The sequence below is a fragment of the Enterococcus sp. MSG3299 genome (genome assembly GCF_050555765.1).
Taxonomy (GTDB): Bacteria; Bacillota; Bacilli; order Lactobacillales; family Enterococcaceae; genus Enterococcus; species Enterococcus faecalis.
The window spans coordinates 1,507,593-1,524,618 of the sequence record NZ_CP187869.1; the positions used below are offsets into that span (position 1 = coordinate 1,507,593).

Genomic DNA, 17,026 nt, shown 5'->3' on the forward strand with positions numbered 1-17,026 from the left:
GCTAATTCCCCTAACATTAAGCTGATGTCATTCTCTTATAAAGACGGTTGCCGATAAAACGAGCGCCGAAATTGAAAAGTAAAACTACTAAAATTAACACAGCGGAGGCACCTGCTGAGACCGCAGCGCCATCTGGCATCGTTCCTTCGGTATTAATTTTCCAAATATGCACAGCCAACGTTTCCGCTTGACGGAAAATGCTAATTGGACTTGAAACGCTCAATGGATTCCAATTACTGAAATCTAAGGCAGGTGCGCTTTGTCCTGCTGTATAAATTAGCGCAGCGGCTTCACCGAAAATCCGACCAGAACTCAAAATAACACCTGTCAAAATTCCTGGTAACGCTTCTGGCAAAATAACTTTTTTAACTGTTTCCCAACGTGAAAGACCTAAGGCTAGCCCCGCTTCACGCTGTGTATAATGAATGGCTTTCAAAGATTCCTCAACATTTCTAGTCAATAATGGTAAGTTAAAAAATGTTAATGCTAACGCACCTGATAAGATTGAAAAGCCATATCCGATTTGTACAACGAAAATCAAGAAGCCGAACAGCCCGACAACAACGGAAGGCAATGAACTTAAAATTTCAATCGAGGTACGAATTAAATCAGTTAACCAATTCTTTTTCGCATATTCCGATAAGTAAATTCCAGCACCCAATGAAATTGGAATACTAATAATCATTGTAATCAATAGTAAATATAGTGAGTTGAAAAGCTGAATACCAATCCCACCACCAACTTGATAGGCTCTGGATGGTTGTGTTAAAAATTCCCACGAAATATGTGGAATTCCTCTAGCTAAAATGTAAATCAGTAAGGCCGCCAAAATTAAAACAATGACGCCAGATACGGCATATAAGATACCTGTTGCGATTTTATCTGCTTTTTTTGCATTCATTATTTTAAGGCTCCTCTCTTACCGATAATTCGGATAACAATGTTGAATAGTAAAGACATCAACAATAGAATCAAGGCTAAAGACCAAAGAACGTTGTTTTCTACTGTTCCCATAATTGTATTCCCAATCCCCATTGTCAAAATACTTGTTAGTGTCGAAGCTGGTGTCGTCAAACTAGTTGGCATCACAGCTGCATTTCCGATTACCATTTGGATTGCTAAGGCTTCACCAAACGCACGAGCCATACCAAAGACAACCGCAGTTAAAATACCAGGCACAGCTGCCCGCAAGACAACTTTATAAATCGTTTGCCAACGCGTAGCACCAAGCGCCAACGACGCTTCACGATAATGTCGAGGCACAGCTTTTAATGCATCTACGGTCATCGTAGTAACCGTTGGTAAAATCATGACAAATAGCACAAACGTACCAGCTAAAATACCGAAGCCAGTTCCGCCAAAGATTGAACGGACAAAAGGAACAATGACAGATAAACCAATAAATCCATAAACAACAGAGGGAATCCCTACAAGTAATTCAATAACTGGTTGTAAAAATTTCGCTCCTTTTTTAGGTGAAATTTCTGTCATAAAAACAGCCGCTCCAATCGCAAATGGCGTCGCAACAATCGCTGACAAAAACGTTACAATAAAGGAACCCGCAATCATCGGTAAAGCCCCAACCATGGGTTTACCGTCTGCGCCGATATCACTTGGGTTCCAGTTTGTTCCAAATAAGAAATCAAACACGTTAATCTTATCTTTAAAGAATGTAGCAAGTCCTTTACTTGCAACAAAATAGAAAATTGAAACAACCACTGCTACAATTAAGGCAATACATAGGAAACTAATAAATTTCCCTCGTTGCTCCATCTTGGCTCTTTTCGATTTTGTTAATAATTTTTTCTGTACATCTTCCAAGAATATTTCCTCCTCAAACAATCCAACTTTTACAGATAAAAATAGTGTACCTTTTTTACATCAATTTGTTTTTAATAACATGTAAATTTTATGTTAAGTTTGTAAATTTTGTGTTAAGAGAATTATTTAATGACATTTCCTTGCCAATCCCGTTCAATTTCCATTTTCGAAACAGGAATATACCCTAATTGACCAATCACACGTTCTTGGATATCATCTGACAACATAAAGTCTAAAAACTCTTTGGTTAAATCACTTGGATTTTTACGAGTGTACATGTGTTCATAAGACCAAATAATCCATTTATTGTTCATTACATTTTCATCTGTTGGCTGAACACCATCAATACTTAACGTAGCTACTTCATCAGTAACATATGAAAATGCGGTATAACTAATCGCTCCTGGTGTATCAGAAACAATGGAACGAACCATGCCGCTGGAATCTTGTTCTTGCGCACGAATGGCTGTTTTATCTCCCAAGACCCATTTTTCAAAAGTCGCACGCGTACCACTACCGGCCGCTCTGTTCAAAATAACAATTTTTTGGTCTTTCCCGCCAAGTTCTTTCCAGTTTGTTACTTCACCTAAAAAGATTTTCTTTAAATTTTCCATTGAGATATCTTTGACACCGACATTTTTGTTAACGATTGGTGTAATCCCAACGACAGCAACTTTATGATCAATTAAGTCTTCCGCTTTGATGCCCTTTTTCTCTTCTGCAAATAAATCAGAATTACCAATGTCTACCGCGCCAGATTGGACTTGACTCAGACCTGTTCCGCTTCCGCCACCTTGGACATTAATAAATCTTCCCGGATTTTGGCTTTGATATTCCTCACTCGCTGTCTCTACTAATGGTTGTAAAGCTGATGAGCCTACCGCTGTGATGGATTCACCACGATCAATCCATTTTGCACATCCTGTCAAAGTAAGTATACTTGCCAAACCAATAAATAATAGCAATCTTTTTTTCATCGATTCATTATTCCTCCAATTAATTTCAATCTATTCTATTTTACCATTATATGTAGGACTTGAAAATTATAAGTTATCAATTTGTTGGTACAACTGAGAAAACTCTTAAATTAAATAACAAGTATTTTAAAACTAAACGAAAAAAAGCTCTCCAAAATGGAGAGCTTTTTTTCGTTTAAATTTTCAAGAAACGACGCATTGAAATAACTGAACCTAGTGATCCAATAATCATTCCTGTTGCAATCATTAATAGATTGACTTTCCAGATAAAATCTTCTGGACGAATTAATGAATAATTCGAACGCAATAACTGTGGGTTGAACATGTTATAAACTTGATGGTAGCCTAACGTCATAATAATGACTGGCACGATTGCGCCAATCAACCCAATCCAAGCACCTTCTAAGAAGAACGGCCAACGAATGAAACTGTTTTTCGCTCCTACAAGACGCATAATTTGGATTTCTTTTTGACGAGATAAAATCGTAATCCGAATAGTGTTGGAAATTAAGAACACTGCAACGAATAAAAGTAATGCAGCAGCTGCTAGGCCCCAAGTTCGAACGGTTTGAGCGATTTTAAAGATTTTGTCTGAGTTTACACCACCGTAATCGGCTTTAAAAACACTTGGGAATTTAGCTGCTTGTTTCGCAATATCTTTCGTGTCTTCTGGTGTTTTCGCACGGACATAATATACATCGTATAATGGGTTACTGTCGCCTTCGAAAAGATTCCAGGCATCCCCCATTTGTTCTTGGATTTTTTTCAATTGTTGATCTTTGTTTGAATAAGAAATATCTTCAACATTGTCTAATCCTTTAAGTTGTTTTTCTAATGTTTTCATTTCATTTTGTTTTGTACCAATATCGACAAAAACTGACACTGTCACGTTTTTTTCGACATCATCAGCAAGTTTCGTTGCATTAAAAATAACGCCCATAAAAATACCAACTAAAACTAATGTAATTGTAACCGCACTTGCTGAGGCAACAGTCATCCAACCGTTCCGTTTTAAACTTTTGATACTTTCAAATAAATGAGAAAAGAATGTTCTAATCATCGTAGCCGTATTCTCCTTCCACTTGGTCACGGATAATGCGACCATTTTCAATGGCAATAACACGGTGACGAATCGTATTTACAATTGTACTATTATGCGTTGCCATCACGACTGTTGTTCCTTGTGCGTTAATCCGGTCCAACAATTTCATGATTTCCCATGAATTCTCTGGATCTAAGTTCCCAGTTGGTTCATCGGCAATTAAAACTTTCGGTGTATTTACAATTGCTCGTGCAATGGATACCCGTTGCTGTTCCCCACCAGAAAGTTCGCTTGGAAAAACACGTACCTTATGTTTTAGACCGACTAAATCTAAAACTTCCATCACGCGTTTTTTGATTTCACGAGGACGTCGTCCGATAACTTGCATCGCATAGGCCACATTCTCATACACAGTTTTCTTTGGTAATAGTTTATAGTCTTGGAAAACGATGCCGATTTCACGACGTAAATAAGGAACTTCTTTATTTTTTATTTTCATTAAATCATGACCTGCAACTGTCAAATTACCTTTTGTTGCTTTTTCTTCACGATACATTAATCTAATAAAGGTTGATTTCCCTGCACCTGAGGGACCAACCACATAGACGAACTCGCCTTGGTCAATCTCTACTGAAATATTCCGAATCGCTGTTGTACCATTCGAATATTTCTTCATTACATCTTTCATTTCAATCATGGCGTTCTCTCCATCTCTTTTTTCTTCAATCCTACTTATTATAACATGTGAATATTGCAAACTTCTTGCATTAAGTTACATTTTTATTTCAATTTAATGAAGAGCTTAACTTAAGCGCTGTTTTAAGTAGGCATCAATGAAACCATCAAGGTCTCCATCCATCACAGCTTGTACATTACCGGTTTCGTAATTTGTCCGATGGTCTTTGACCATTGAATACGGATGGAACACGTAAGAACGGATTTGTGAGCCCCAGCCAATTTCCATTTGTTCACCACGTAAACTTGCTGCTTCTTGGGCTTTCTTTTCCATTTCCAATTGATATAATTTGGCTTTTAACATACTCATTGCTTGCTCACGGTTTTTTAATTGAGAACGTTGTGCTTGGCTTGCGACAACGGTACCGGTTGGAATATGTGTGATTCGAACAGCCGATTCTGTTTTATTAATATGCTGACCACCAGCACCACTTGCTCGATAGGTATCAATTTTTAAGTCATCTGGATTGATTGCAATCTCTATTGTATCGTCTAATTCAGGCATTACATCAACTGAACAAAACGAAGTATGACGGCGTTTAGCGGAATCAAAGGGCGAAATCCGCACAAGACGATGGACACCTTTTTCAGATTTTAGGTAACCATAAGCATTGTAACCTTTGATTAATAAGGTGACACTTTTAATCCCTGCTTCATCTCCAGCTTGGTAATCCAATGTTTCAACTTGGAAACCGTGACTTTCTGCCCAACGTGTGTACATTCGTAAAAGCATACTTCCCCAATCTTGTGATTCAGTACCACCGGCACCAGGGTGTAATTCAATTAGGGCGTTATTATGATCATATGGCTCATTTAGTAGTAAGGATAGCTCATACGTTGTTAAACGTTCTTGCAAGAGATGAATTCTTTCTTCCAATTCTTCTTGAATCTCTGCATCATATTCTTCTTGTTGTAATTCAAACATCACCGTTAATTCGTCAAGTTCCTCAGAGAGCTGATGAAATTGTTGATATTTTTCTTTCAAACTATTGGTTTCGTTAATTAGCTTTTGAGCCGTTTCTGTGTTGTCCCAAAAACCAGGTTCTCCCATCCGATTTTCCGCCTCGGCAATGTCTTCTTCTAACTGGTCTAAGTCAAAGAGACCTCCTGAAGCTAGTAATTTTTTGTGTCATTTCGTCTAATAATGTACGAATTTCTGGGTTTTCCAAAATGATTCCTTCTTTCTCTTTATGGTAAAAAGAGCAAAGGCGGGACAAATTGCCCCACCCTGCGTTTTTTCTTTAATTAAGCGTTTCTTCCATGACAATTTTTGAATTTTTTGCCACTTCCGCATGGGCATAAATCATTACGGCCCACTTTTTTATCTACACGCACAGGTTGACGCTTCGCACTTGTGTTGCTTTGTGCAGCTGCATCTTGTTCTGTTTCTGGATGTTCCGCTTGTCCTTGAGCTACTTGCTCACGTTGGACATTTTGGCGAATTTCCGATTTCATGAATAAACGTGTTACTTCATATTCGATTGAACCCACCATATTGTTATACATAGAATAACCTTCTGTTTGATATTCTACTAATGGGTTGTTTTGACCGTACGCACGTAAGCCGACAGATTGGCGTAATTGATCCATTGCATCAATGTGATCTGTCCATTTAGTATCGACAACACGCAAGATGACTACTTTTTCAAATTCTAGCAATTGTTCTTGGCCATTCAATTGTTGAGATTTTTCTTCAAATACTTCTTGCGCACGTGCCACTAAGTAGTCTTTGATTTCTTCAGCTGATTTATTTTCTAAATCTTTTTTAGAAATCGTATCTTCATGGACAAGTGTTGAGGCTGCAAAATCGACAATCCCATCTAAATTCCATTCTTCTTTTTCTAATTGTGTATGGCTATCCACCACTCGGCCAATCGTCCGTTTTACCATGCCCATCAATACATCAGACAAGTCATTTTCTTCCATAATTACTTCTTGTCGTTGCGCATAAATAACTTCACGTTGCTCGCGCATCACGTCATCGTATTGTAAGACATTTTTACGTGTATCATAGTTATTTCCTTCCACACGTTTTTGAGCAGATTCTACTTGGCGAGTAAACATTTTACTTTGAATAACTGCATCTTCTTCTTGCACATTCATTCGTTCTAAGAATGTTTTAATTCGTTCTGAACCAAAGCGTTTCATTAAGTCATCTTCTAAAGATAAATAAAATTGTGAAACCCCTGGATCCCCTTGACGTCCTGCACGTCCACGCAACTGATTATCAATACGACGTGACTCATGACGTTCTGTCCCGATAACTGCTAGACCACCTAGTTCAAGTACACCTAAACCAAGTTTAATATCCGTTCCACGACCAGCCATATTTGTTGCAATTGTAACTGCGCCTTTTTGACCGGCATTCATAATGATTTCAGCTTCTTTAAAGTGATTTTTCGCATTTAATACTTCATGAGGAATTTTAGCTGCGTTTAATTTATCAGAAAGTAATTCTGACGTTTCTACCGCAACAGTCCCCACCAACACTGGTTGTCCTTTGTGGTAACGTTCTTTAATATCTTCCACCACTGCATTAAATTTACTTTCTAAGGTTGGATAAAGTAAATCTGGACGATCGTCACGGATAATTGGACGATTGGTTGGAATTTGAATGACTTGAATATTGTAAATTTCACGGAATTCTTCTTCTTCTGTTTTAGCAGTACCAGTCATCCCGGCTAGTTTTTTGTACATCCGGAAGTAGTTTTGGAACGTAATCGTCGCCATTGTTTTTGTTTCATCTTCAATTTCGACGCCTTCTTTTGCTTCAATCGCTTGATGCAAGCCATCAGAATAACGACGACCATCCATGATACGACCAGTAAATTGGTCAACAATTAAGACTTTATTGTCTTGAACCACGTAATCAATGTCTAGTAACATGATATAGTTTGCCCGTAACGCTTGATCTAAATGGTGCGTTAATGCTGTATTTTCAATATCGTAAAGGTTATCCAATCCGAAAGTTTGTTCCGCTTTTTCAATCCCTGCTTCTGTTAAGCCAATTGTTTTAGACTGAATATCAATTTTGTAATCTTCGTCTTCTTTTAAGCGTTTGACAAAATTATCGGCACGCGTATAGAGTGCTGTCGATTTTTCAGCTTGTCCAGAAATAATTAATGGGGTTCTTGCTTCATCAATTAAGATTGAATCCACTTCATCGACAATTGCATAGTTTAATGGACGTTGAACCATTTGGCTGCGATAAACAACCATGTTATCACGCAAATAGTCAAATCCTAATTCGTTATTTGTACTATAAGTGATATCACAGTTATACGCTTCACGTTTTTCATCAGAAGATTTAGAGTTAATGTTTAAACCAACGCTTAAGCCTAAGAAATTATATAATTCTCCCATTTCGTTAGAGTCACGGGTTGCTAAGTATTCATTAACTGTAACAACGTGTACTCCTTCGCCAGATAGTGCATTCAAGTATACAGGCATTGTGGCAGTCAAGGTTTTCCCTTCACCTGTTCTCATTTCAGGAATGTTCCCGTCATGAAGCACAATCCCACCCATTAATTGGACACGGTATGGGAATAAACCTAGTACTCGTTTAGCAGCTTCACGGACAACCGCAAACGCTTCTGGTAATAGTTCGTCTAAGGTTTCCCCTTTTTGATAACGGGCTTTAAATTCATCTGTTTTTTCACGTAATTGTTCATCGCTTAGTTGTTCCATTGCACTTGCATGTGCATCAATTTTATCGGCGATTTTTTCTAATCGTCTTAATTCTTTTTTATCGTTTTCAATCATTTTTTTCAAAAAATTTGCCATTGGTATCTGTGTTCCTTTCAATTACCTCTTTTTATTTTTGTATCCTTTTTGTACAAGAAGCACAATCTATCCGTTTTATTTTATCATTACTTGACGAGAAAGAAAACCATTTCTCTCTATTTTACAGACATTTTCCTTTAAAAGAGGAACTTTTAAAGTTATTTTATGTATTTCTTTATTTTTTCTTTACTCTGTGCTTTAAAGATGTTTAAAGAGCTGAAATGCACGAAGGCATTTCAGCTCTTATTTTAAGCTTTAGTCTGTTTCAATCAAGCCATATTTGCCATCTTTACGACGGTAAACAATGCTTGTTCCATTTGTTTCAGCATCTTCAAAAATGAAGAAGTTATGTCCTAACATGTTCATTTGTAAAACAGCTTCTTCACTGTCCATCGGTTTTAATGATAGACGTTTTGTACGAACGATGTCTAATTCTGAAGGTGTTTCTTCTGTTTCTTCACCAACTAAGAAGACAGCGGCTTTTGTATTGTTACGTCCTGTTTCACGAGATTTTCTGTTGATTTTTGTTTTAAATTTACGAATTTGTCGTTCTAATTTATCGACAACCAAATCAATACTTGCGTATAAATCAGGTGACGTTTCTTCAGCTCGTAAAACTAGATAAGGAAGAGGAATAGTAACCTCGACTTTGGCTGTTTTTTCAGTGTACACTTTCAAATTCACGTGAACCGTTGCTTCAGGTGAATCGCTGAAATATCTTTCTAATTTACCGACTTTTTTCTCAACATAGTCTCGAATCGCTTCGGTTACCTCGATATTTTCTCCACGTACATTATATCTAAACATAACAATTACCCCTTTCATCTACCAGTAAAGAAAAGATTAAAGGACCACTCTTTAATTCCCTTCTTCTTAATTTCATTATATCGAATAATCTGGGTTTTGCCAACAAAATAGTCATCAAATTTATGAATTCTTTTCTTTTTACCGCGCGAGAGTAAACGTATTCAAACTTTTAGGATAACAGTCATTGATAACAGCAGCTGCGTGGAAAAGAGTTCGTCCAGTGGTATAGATGTCATCCACCAAAATAATAGAACAATTTTTTAATTTTTTTTGATTTTCTTTTTGGATGGCAAATGGTTGTTGCAACTGCATCCTTTCCTTTCTAGTTTTCTTAGATTGCGGAACATTTTCCTCTTTTCTAATTAAAAAAGGGCTGTACGGAACATCAGCCGCTTCTAGTAAGCCAATTACTTGGTTGAAGCCTCGTTCTTGCATTCGTTTTTCGGATAAGGGTACCGGAATAATATAGTCCGCAGATTGTTGCTGAAAGTAAAAGTTGATTTCCTCACTAAAACACATTCTTAAGCGATAGTCTCCTTGAAATTTATAGCGTTCCATCCACTCTTGCATTCCTTCATCATAATGAAACAACGCTGCATTATGAAAAGAATACTCTGGATAAAGCAACTGCCACCTTTGACAATCAAAACAATAGCGCTCTTGGCTGACGCGACTACAGCCAAAACAAGTGCCTATCATTGGCAGTTTCTGGAACTTTGCTTGGCAGTGCTGGCAAAGTGAAGGCCTCGCCCATTTTTTAAATCGTAAGAGCATTTTTAATGTTATCTCCAAACGAATGGGGCTTGCGCAATTTTTACAATCCATCTAACATCCCTCGTTTGCTAGCCAAGCGATTCATTTGCTTTATTTGCCGAATCGCCTCTTTCATATCTCTTGTTTCCCCATCATGTAAAAATAAAACTTCGCCGTAATTGAATTCTTGTCTTCGATCGACTCGGCCCGCAATTTGGACAAGTGTTGAAGAAGTGAAGACTCGATGATTAGCACCATAAACAATAACTGAGACTGCATCAAAAGTCACACCACGTTCTAAAATGGTTGTAGTGATCAAAATATCCGTTTTCTGCTGACGCATTGCTTGAACTTTTTCCAGACGAAGTTCATCACTACCATAAACGGCGACAACTTCTTTGTCGGAAAATCGCTCAGCTATTAATGGATGCAATTGGTGAATTAATGGAATGCTTGGGCAAAATAATAAAACTGAATTACGCACCAATAAACGTTTCAAATGATGTGCAATGATTTTAATATTTTTGGTAGAAATACGTTGCCACGACTGAACCCAAAATCGGCGTGGCACAGGTAATGGCCTACGATGATATCTTGCTGGCAAAATACTGGCCGCTAACTTCTTTTGCTGTAAAAGCTTCCGTAATTCTTTCGTAGGGGTTGCTGTTAAGTACACCAAACTACTTCTTTTTTTTCGTGCGTTACGCACTCCATAATAAAGATGCTCGTTATTAACAAAAGGAAAAGAGTCTACTTCATCAACAATAAGTAAATCAAACGCTTGATGGAATTTCAATAATTGATGGGTGGTGCAAATCACTAGTTTCGTATAACGATACGCTTCTTGACTGTTTCCATGAAGTAAAGCAATTGCTTCGTGAGGAAAAACCGCTTGGATTCTGGGAAACAGTTCTAAGCAAACATCGACACGCGGCGAAGCCAGCGCAATTCGTCCCCCTTCTTGTAAGGTTTGGTGCAAAACAGCAAATAACATTTCTGTTTTGCCTGCACCTGTAACTGCCCACACTAAGCGATTCTCCCTTGTTTTTACCGTCTCACAAAGTTCAACTGAGATCGCTTGCTGTCCCTTTGTTAATTGTCCAGACCACTCAAAAAAGACAGTTCTTGGGCTATTGGGCCTTTCTGGTAAATGACAAAATTTTTGACAAGAAGTCACACGGCCTAATTGAATGCACGCATGACAGTAGTATACATTTGTCGCCAGTCTGTTTTCTTTTTTGGATACTACTTCCCCGCACCGCTGACATTGAATTGTTAGGGGTGAACGCTCTAACATTGTTGGTAAATAAACCAGTTTTGTCTGTATTGAAGGTTCTGTTTCTTCAAGAATTATTTTACGTCCATGCAAATCTTCCATGTTAACCACCTCATTTATAAAATACGCATTTCTCTAGCTTTTTTGCGAAAAAGGAGATCTCCCACCGTTATCTTTCTATTCTTATCTAGTCGTTACCTACTAAACAAACTCTTGATACGCTTTATTGTTTACACGAATCTTCTACTTTCGACTTACCTATATGCAGATTTTTTATAAACAAATTTATCTACCTTTAAAGAAAAATTAATGTTAAAGTATATCTAGTAATTCAAGCTTTAATTTGAAAAGACTAGAAAGGAGCAAGCTTTATCATGGAAAATATTTTTTTAAAAAGACTAGAACTCAAAGCTTTTGAAGAAGATTCTGTTTTTTCAAAAATTGAAGGGCTGAATAAATTTAATTCACTAAATTTTAAAAAACCTATTACTTTTTTTTCAGGTGAAAATGGAACTGGAAAATCCACTTTATTAGAAGCAATCGCAGTCAATTGGGGATTTAATCCTGAAGGCGGTAGTATTAATTTTAATTTCTCTACAAACGATACTCACTTGGATTTACATAATTATTTAACTGTTGGAAAAAGTGTAAAGCGTGCTACGGATGGCTTCTTTTTAAGAGCTGAAAGTTTCTACAATGTCGCTACATATGCAGAAAATATAGACTTAGATTTTTCTGAATATGGCGATAAATCCCTACATCATCAATCACACGGCGAAAGTTTTTTGAATCTGGTGAACCATCGGTTTAGAGGAAATGGTCTGTACCTGTTAGATGAGCCTGAAGCGGCTCTCTCACCTCAACGCCAACTAGCCTTAATGATATCTATAAAAAAACTAATTGATGAGGGGTCTCAGTTTATTATTGTCTCTCATTCACCTATATTACTTGCAATGCCTGACTCACAAATTATTTCTTTTGATAAAGATAGTCCTTTAGAAATCACGTATGAAGAAAGTATGCCTTATGAAATAACCTCATTATTTTTAAACAACAAAAACAGAATTCTCTCTCATTTATTTGCTGAATAAGTCTGTTATTCGAATTGCTTATGCCATACTATAATGACTCGTATATAAAAATATTGTTAATCATTCTTTGAATTACTACTTTTAGACTACAGAAAAAGGTGTTCATTATTCAGAAAATAGATTGTTAAGTATGTTTTTTTAGTATCTAGATTAAAGTAAAAAATTAAAGACAGTTGTCTTTCTCTAGCTCACAGGACTAATTTCGGCTCTATAATTTATGGAACTGATAAACCAGAATGACTGCTTCAGCTCAATTCTAATTAACTAAAGTCATAAAAAAAGACAAGTTGCTTTTTCGAAGATTCTCGAAAAAACAACTTGTCTTTTTACTCTTTTTTATCTGCTTGTGCTAACAAATCCAAGGCTTGTTCCAACACTTTTTCCCCGTTCATTAAGCCGTAATCAGACATGCTAATGACATCTGTTGGGATACCTTTTGGTGATAGACGCTTTTCAAAATCACTCTTCATATAACGAACTTGTGGACCTAACAATAACACATCGACTGGATTATTTTCTAAATTTGTGTCTGCTTCCGATGCAGAAGCCGCAAATATATGGGCATCTAAGCCTTGATTAAATGCTGCTTTTTGCATTTTTGTAACAAGTAAACTAGTACTCATTCCTGCGGAGCAAACTAACATAATTGTTTTTTTTGACATTTTAACAGCCCCTTTTACCATTGCCTTTTTCAATTTTCAACATTATCTATTAAAAATATTATAGTGTAAAGTTAATTTTTGTCAATCATTCTTGTTTTTTAAAGCGGATACAATCCTAGTTTAAACGTACCATGCTGACTTCAGCAATTTATTAAATACCACATATTCTTTTTCCAAATTCACTTGAACTACTTGGTAACTCGCATTCAACCAACCATAAGCGCCCTTTTCTGGATGCTTATAATCGTTCGCCCACCAATCGACATCTGTCTTAGCAGTTTTTGGTAAACCAGAATGAGGGAATAACAATTCATCAAACTGGGTAAAGGTCAAGGTAACTTGGGAACCGCCATTCGTTTTCAAATAATGAGTAATTGTATCATATTTTTTCTGTCGTGTATGTACCATTTTCCAGCGCCTCCCTTTTCTCTATCATACCTTATTATAACGTTTTTTTCCAAAAAATCTCACAAAAAAGATGAGAGAAAAAGTTGCTATTCAGTTGATTCTTTTTTATACTGACTTTATTACGAGAGAAAAGGATGCCCATATGTTAGAAAGCTATATTACAGTCAAACAAGATGGTTTCAGCGAGATTGAAATCAAGAAATCGCGGTTTATCTGTTCTGTAAAGCGCGTAACATCAGAAGAAGAAGCAAAAGCCTTTATAGCCGCAATAAAAAAAGAACATTGGAAAGCCAATCATAATTGTAGTGCTTTTGTGATCGGCGAAAAAAATGACATTCAGCGGAGCAGCGATGACGGCGAACCTAGTGGTACTGCTGGTGTTCCAATGCTGGAAGTCTTAAAGAAAAAAGAGTTAATCAATGTAGTGGCTGTTGTCACTCGTTATTTTGGCGGAATAAAATTAGGCACTGGTGGTTTAATCCGAGCATATAGTCATGCTCTTTCCCACACTTTAGATGAAATTGGTTTAGTCATTGGCAAATTGCAACAAGAGCTATTGATTACGATCGCCTATCCTTTATTAGGAAAAGCCCAAGCCTTTTTGGAACATAGTCCCTACACGCTTAAAGAAACTATTTACACAGAGTCTATTCAGTTAATTTGTTTAGTAGATGAACAAGCAACAGAAACATTTATAGCTGAAATGACGGATCTACTTAACGGCCAGTTGACAATTGAAAAAGGCGCAACAAGCTATCACGAACTACCATTTAACGAAAAAGGAGCACAATCAAATGACATTTGAAGAAGTATTGCCACAGATTAAAGCAGGAAAAAAAGCCGTACGTAAAGGCTGGAGCGGTTTTGAACTTTTTATTGAATTACGTGATGAAATTGGCACCTCCGAAGGTGAATTTTTACAAGTTACCCCGTATTTTTTAATCAAAACTTCTGATGAAGGCTACAGCATGTTTTCACCAACACCTTGTGATGTCTTAGCAGAAGATTGGGTGATTGTTGAAGCATAACTACACACATAAGGTCTGGCAGATTACGGCGATTGCTCGTTCTTCCAGACCTTAATTTTTAAATGTTTAAAGGAGTTTTTCTTATGCCAAAAGAATTTGAAACAAAACGGGTGCTTGTAACCGGCGCAGCTTCAGGGATTGGCCAAGCACAAGCAATTGCCTTTTCTGAGCAAGGTGCTGAAGTTATTGGCATCGACCTAGACGAAACGGGGTTAAAGCAGACTGCCGCACTGGTTAACCTAGATTCTGCTAAGTCGTTTACTTATTTTGTCGGTGATGTGTCTTCTCCCTCATTTGTGCAAGCCACGATGAAACAAATTGTGAAAGACAACGGCCAAATTGATATTTTATTAAATACGGCAGGTATTTTAGATGATTATCGTCCTTCTCTAGAAACTTCGGAAGCTTTATGGGATCAAATTTTAGCAACCAATTTAAAAAGTGTCTTTTTAGTGACCAATGCTCTATTACCTTATTTCCTCCAACAAAAAAAAGGAGTAATCGTTAATATGGCATCTATCGCTGGCTTAGTAGCTGGGGGCGGCGGCGCAGCGTACACTGCCTCCAAACACGCAATCATCGGGTATACAAAACAACTTTCCTACGATTATGCCAAATTAGGCATTCGAGCAAATGCGATTGCGCCAGGTGCCATCCAAACACCCATGAACGCAGCTGATTTTGCAGGAGAAGGTGAAATGGCTACTTGGGTAGCACGTGAAACACCTGCGGGCCGTTGGGCACAGCCACAAGAGGTAGCAAAACTTTCATTATTTCTAGCTAGTGATGACGCTGATTATATCCATGGCACAGTTATGACCATTGATGGTGGTTGGACCATGAAATAAAAAGACTTTACAGAGTGTCTGTTCTTCAGTAACATGTAACACAGTGAGGCAACTCACACCATAACACTTCAGTTGGCTTTGCTGCCCTTCCTTTGGTTATGGTTATCACTAAAACATGTCGTTGTTTTATAAAGGAGAATCTTAAATGAATCATTCATCAAATCCACAAACCAGTACGTGGTCAGCTACGGCGTTGGCTAAAATGGCGCTGGTTACCGCTTTGTATGTCGTTGTCACTGTACTTCTCGCTCCGCTTAGTTTTGGTCCGATACAGCTTCGTCTTGCCGAATTATTTAATTATTTAGGCGTTTTTAACAAGCGATATATCTGGTCCATTACGTTAGGGGTTGCGATTGCCAACACCGCTTCGCCTCTTGGTATCATCGATATAGTCATCGGTAGTGCTGGAACGTGCGCAGTCTTATGGATTGCCTATTTTGCGACAAAAAATCAGCAAAATTTATTGATTAAACTAATGCTGACGGCCATTCTTTTTGCTTTGTCCATGTTCACTGTCGCCGGACCTTTAACGTTCTTTTATCAGTTACCTTTTTGGTACACATGGTTGACCGTTGGACTTGGTGAACTTCTTTCAATGACCGTCGGCGGCATTCTGATTTACGTATTAAATAAAAAAATACAGCTTGTAAAACGCATCGAAGAATAAAAAAGCGCTTGGGATTTAAACCCCAAGCGCTTTTTAGCACTATCCTTTAGGTTGAATGAAGTCTGCTTGCCATTTTCCAAGAGATGGATTGTAATCAAAATACCAAAGTTGTGAAAAATATTGTTTTTGATGCTTGTATCCCGATAAAACACGACCGCTTTGAGTATCTTCCTCGTAGTCAATACAAGAAAAATGAAGCATCAGTGAAAAACTGGTTTCACTAATAGGATGATAATTCGAAGCTGGCGCTACTTTCACTTTTTTTACATGATTTCTGATGCCCGCTTGTTGATTTGCTTGTAATACTGCAAGATGTTTTTGATAAAGTTTTTCTGTATAGTTATCTTTGACCACAGACAAGTTTTCTTGATCCCACGCTTGTTGTATTTCTAAAAACGTTTGTTGTATTTCTTTTAAGAGTGCCTTTTTTTCTTTTGATGTTCCAGGTAATGCTGCCCACATTTCTTGAAAAGCTCCTTCATCGACTGGTTGATTTCTACGGCGTCTTTGCCAAATCATCGTGCCCCCAAAAAGAACAAAAAACACTGTTGAAATTAAGCCTTCCAGTGGCGTTGTGTTGCTGGTCCCGGTCTCGTTATGATGAACATAACTTCTTGATCCATCACCGCTTGGCGAAAAACCATTCGAGGGATTACCTCCGCTAGGACTTTCTACACGTCCGCCGCCATAGCCACCAGCTACAGCCGCCGCTTGATTAGGCCATAAACAAAAGGCCATGGCACAACCCACAAAAACTAAAATTAACTTTCTCATTTTCTCACCTTTCGACCCCTTCAAATCAACAAATGAATAAATAGACGCAGAATACTAAACAAAGCGCCAAGATTAACAATGATTAATAATACCTTCAGCCATCTGCCATATGGTTGTACTGATTGATAACTTCGTTGATAAATACTCAAGCCAAACAGGACCGCTGGCCACATAAATATACTAGATCTTGGGCCAAACGAATTCCCCTCGCCCAAAAAATTCACATGAATGGGCACATGAGCTGGTAAATCAGGATAAACCACCGCACTTAATAACAGTAAACAGACTGCCAAGACACTTGTAACAATAAACAACCCCTGACTAACTTTTTCAATCTGCTTGTTTCTCATTATC

Annotated in this window: 19 protein-coding genes; 5 read left to right on the forward strand and 14 right to left on the reverse strand. The window is 37.6% G+C overall.

Annotated elements, in window-relative coordinates; all coding sequences use genetic code 11:
• Positions 1 to 16: 16 nt before the first annotated feature.
• The 10 genes from pstA to IGL23_RS07495 form a co-directional block, all read right to left on the reverse strand.
• Positions 17 to 901 carry a phosphate ABC transporter permease PstA gene (gene pstA, locus IGL23_RS07450; RefSeq protein ID WP_002357300.1) on the reverse strand — a complete coding sequence of 295 codons (885 nt, stop codon included), beginning with the start codon at positions 899 to 901 and terminating at the stop codon, positions 17 to 19.
• Positions 901 to 1,821: a phosphate ABC transporter permease subunit PstC gene (gene pstC, locus IGL23_RS07455; protein WP_002357299.1), complete on the reverse strand. Its 921-nt coding sequence runs from the start codon at positions 1,819 to 1,821 to the stop codon at positions 901 to 903. Before pstC ends, pstA begins: the two co-directional genes overlap by 1 nt.
• Positions 1,822 to 1,943: 122 nt before the next feature.
• Positions 1,944 to 2,798: a phosphate ABC transporter substrate-binding protein PstS gene (locus IGL23_RS07460; protein WP_002357298.1), complete on the reverse strand. Its 855-nt coding sequence runs from the start codon at positions 2,796 to 2,798 to the stop codon at positions 1,944 to 1,946.
• A 175-nt stretch (positions 2,799 to 2,973) separates the two neighbouring features.
• The gene (gene ftsX / locus IGL23_RS07465) at positions 2,974 to 3,858 is read right to left on the reverse strand and encodes a permease-like cell division protein FtsX (RefSeq protein ID WP_002360154.1); all 885 of its coding nucleotides are present in this window, start codon (positions 3,856 to 3,858) and stop codon (positions 2,974 to 2,976) included.
• Positions 3,851 to 4,537: a cell division ATP-binding protein FtsE gene (gene ftsE / locus IGL23_RS07470; RefSeq protein WP_002361935.1), complete on the reverse strand. Its 687-nt coding sequence runs from the start codon at positions 4,535 to 4,537 to the stop codon at positions 3,851 to 3,853. The genes ftsX and ftsE overlap by 8 nt, the downstream gene beginning before the upstream one ends.
• A 105-nt stretch (positions 4,538 to 4,642) precedes the next feature.
• Positions 4,643 to 5,744, reverse strand: a protein-coding gene (gene prfB / locus IGL23_RS07475) for a peptide chain release factor 2 (RefSeq protein ID WP_111997025.1) whose coding sequence is annotated in 2 segments (ribosomal slippage) — positions 4,643 to 5,671 and positions 5,673 to 5,744 — 1,101 coding nt in all. Because the reading frame shifts where the segments join, the coding sequence is not laid out codon by codon here.
• Positions 5,745 to 5,820: 76 nt separating this feature from the next.
• Entirely contained in the window at positions 5,821 to 8,358 is a 2,538-nt protein-coding gene (gene secA, locus IGL23_RS07480) for a preprotein translocase subunit SecA (RefSeq protein ID WP_002381826.1), read from the reverse strand.
• 255 nt (positions 8,359 to 8,613) lie between these two features.
• Positions 8,614 to 9,165, reverse strand: a complete 552-nt coding sequence (gene hpf / locus IGL23_RS07485) for a ribosome hibernation-promoting factor, HPF/YfiA family (RefSeq protein WP_002357293.1) — start codon at positions 9,163 to 9,165, stop codon at positions 8,614 to 8,616.
• A 138-nt stretch (positions 9,166 to 9,303) separates the two neighbouring features.
• On the reverse strand, positions 9,304 to 9,990 hold the full coding sequence (locus tag IGL23_RS07490) for a ComF family protein (protein ID WP_010777679.1): 687 nt from the start codon (positions 9,988 to 9,990) through the stop codon (positions 9,304 to 9,306).
• A complete protein-coding gene (locus tag IGL23_RS07495) occupies positions 9,980 to 11,296 on the reverse strand; it encodes a DEAD/DEAH box helicase (RefSeq protein WP_033594799.1) in 1,317 nt (438 codons plus the stop codon). The genes IGL23_RS07490 and IGL23_RS07495 overlap by 11 nt, the downstream gene beginning before the upstream one ends.
• A gap of 272 nt (positions 11,297 to 11,568) precedes the next feature.
• Between IGL23_RS07495 and IGL23_RS07500 the strand changes: the two genes are divergently transcribed.
• Positions 11,569 to 12,285 carry an AAA family ATPase gene (locus tag IGL23_RS07500; RefSeq protein ID WP_010710290.1) on the forward strand — a complete coding sequence of 239 codons (717 nt, stop codon included), beginning with the start codon at positions 11,569 to 11,571 and terminating at the stop codon, positions 12,283 to 12,285.
• A gap of 326 nt (positions 12,286 to 12,611) precedes the next feature.
• Here IGL23_RS07500 and IGL23_RS07505 read toward each other — a convergent pair whose 3' ends face one another.
• Together IGL23_RS07505 and IGL23_RS07510 are read right to left on the reverse strand one after the other, a co-directional pair.
• The gene (locus IGL23_RS07505; RefSeq protein ID WP_002364074.1) at positions 12,612 to 12,947 is read right to left on the reverse strand and encodes a PTS sugar transporter subunit IIB; all 336 of its coding nucleotides are present in this window, start codon (positions 12,945 to 12,947) and stop codon (positions 12,612 to 12,614) included.
• Positions 12,948 to 13,067: 120 nt separating this feature from the next.
• The gene (locus tag IGL23_RS07510; RefSeq protein ID WP_002357286.1) at positions 13,068 to 13,355 is read right to left on the reverse strand and encodes a DUF7662 domain-containing protein; all 288 of its coding nucleotides are present in this window, start codon (positions 13,353 to 13,355) and stop codon (positions 13,068 to 13,070) included.
• A gap of 142 nt (positions 13,356 to 13,497) precedes the next feature.
• Here IGL23_RS07510 and IGL23_RS07515 point away from each other — a divergent pair, with 142 nt between their 5' ends.
• The 4 genes from IGL23_RS07515 (at position 13,498) to IGL23_RS07530 (ending at position 15,898) form a co-directional block, all read left to right on the forward strand.
• Positions 13,498 to 14,160, forward strand: a complete 663-nt coding sequence (locus tag IGL23_RS07515) for a YigZ family protein (RefSeq protein ID WP_010708717.1) — start codon at positions 13,498 to 13,500, stop codon at positions 14,158 to 14,160.
• Positions 14,150 to 14,383 (forward strand): DUF2829 domain-containing protein, encoded by a 234-nt coding sequence (locus tag IGL23_RS07520; RefSeq protein WP_002357284.1) that lies wholly within the window; start codon positions 14,150 to 14,152, stop codon positions 14,381 to 14,383. The genes IGL23_RS07515 and IGL23_RS07520 overlap by 11 nt, the downstream gene beginning before the upstream one ends.
• 62 nt (positions 14,384 to 14,445) lie before the next feature.
• Positions 14,446 to 15,231 carry a 3-oxoacyl-ACP reductase gene (locus IGL23_RS07525; protein ID WP_033594801.1) on the forward strand — a complete coding sequence of 262 codons (786 nt, stop codon included), beginning with the start codon at positions 14,446 to 14,448 and terminating at the stop codon, positions 15,229 to 15,231.
• Between the two features lie 145 nt (positions 15,232 to 15,376).
• On the forward strand, positions 15,377 to 15,898 hold the full coding sequence (locus IGL23_RS07530) for a QueT transporter family protein (RefSeq protein ID WP_002385866.1): 522 nt from the start codon (positions 15,377 to 15,379) through the stop codon (positions 15,896 to 15,898).
• A gap of 39 nt (positions 15,899 to 15,937) precedes the next feature.
• On the opposite strand, the gene IGL23_RS07535 is transcribed toward IGL23_RS07530, so the two are convergent.
• Positions 15,938 to 16,672: a TIM44-like domain-containing protein gene (locus IGL23_RS07535; RefSeq protein WP_078071503.1), complete on the reverse strand. Its 735-nt coding sequence runs from the start codon at positions 16,670 to 16,672 to the stop codon at positions 15,938 to 15,940.
• A 20-nt stretch (positions 16,673 to 16,692) separates the two neighbouring features.
• Positions 16,693 to 17,022 carry a DUF1648 domain-containing protein gene (locus IGL23_RS07540; protein WP_033594803.1) on the reverse strand — a complete coding sequence of 110 codons (330 nt, stop codon included), beginning with the start codon at positions 17,020 to 17,022 and terminating at the stop codon, positions 16,693 to 16,695.
• Between the last annotated feature and the right edge of the window lie 4 nt (positions 17,023 to 17,026).

Coding starts and splice junctions, on each gene's coding strand:
- pstA (WP_002357300.1), bottom strand. CDS start 901: ATGAATGCAAAAAAAGCAGATAAAATCGCAACAGGTATCTTATATGCC.
- IGL23_RS07460 (WP_002357298.1), bottom strand. CDS start 2,798: ATGAAAAAAAGATTGCTATTATTTATTGGTTTGGCAAGTATACTTACT.
- ftsX (WP_002360154.1), bottom strand. CDS start 3,858: ATGATTAGAACATTCTTTTCTCATTTATTTGAAAGTATCAAAAGTTTA.
- ftsE (WP_002361935.1), bottom strand. CDS start 4,537: ATGATTGAAATGAAAGATGTAATGAAGAAATATTCGAATGGTACAACA.
- secA (WP_002381826.1), bottom strand. CDS start 8,358: ATGGCAAATTTTTTGAAAAAAATGATTGAAAACGATAAAAAAGAATTA.
- hpf (WP_002357293.1), bottom strand. CDS start 9,165: ATGTTTAGATATAATGTACGTGGAGAAAATATCGAGGTAACCGAAGCG.
- IGL23_RS07490 (WP_010777679.1), bottom strand. CDS start 9,990: ATGGATTGTAAAAATTGCGCAAGCCCCATTCGTTTGGAGATAACATTA.
- IGL23_RS07495 (WP_033594799.1), bottom strand. CDS start 11,296: ATGGAAGATTTGCATGGACGTAAAATAATTCTTGAAGAAACAGAACCT.
- IGL23_RS07500 (WP_010710290.1), top strand. CDS start 11,569: ATGGAAAATATTTTTTTAAAAAGACTAGAACTCAAAGCTTTTGAAGAA.
- IGL23_RS07505 (WP_002364074.1), bottom strand. CDS start 12,947: ATGTCAAAAAAAACAATTATGTTAGTTTGCTCCGCAGGAATGAGTACT.
- IGL23_RS07510 (WP_002357286.1), bottom strand. CDS start 13,355: ATGGTACATACACGACAGAAAAAATATGATACAATTACTCATTATTTG.
- IGL23_RS07515 (WP_010708717.1), top strand. CDS start 13,498: ATGTTAGAAAGCTATATTACAGTCAAACAAGATGGTTTCAGCGAGATT.
- IGL23_RS07520 (WP_002357284.1), top strand. CDS start 14,150: ATGACATTTGAAGAAGTATTGCCACAGATTAAAGCAGGAAAAAAAGCC.
- IGL23_RS07525 (WP_033594801.1), top strand. CDS start 14,446: ATGTTTAAAGGAGTTTTTCTTATGCCAAAAGAATTTGAAACAAAACGG.
- IGL23_RS07530 (WP_002385866.1), top strand. CDS start 15,377: ATGAATCATTCATCAAATCCACAAACCAGTACGTGGTCAGCTACGGCG.
- IGL23_RS07535 (WP_078071503.1), bottom strand. CDS start 16,672: ATGAGAAAGTTAATTTTAGTTTTTGTGGGTTGTGCCATGGCCTTTTGT.
- IGL23_RS07540 (WP_033594803.1), bottom strand. CDS start 17,022: ATGAGAAACAAGCAGATTGAAAAAGTTAGTCAGGGGTTGTTTATTGTT.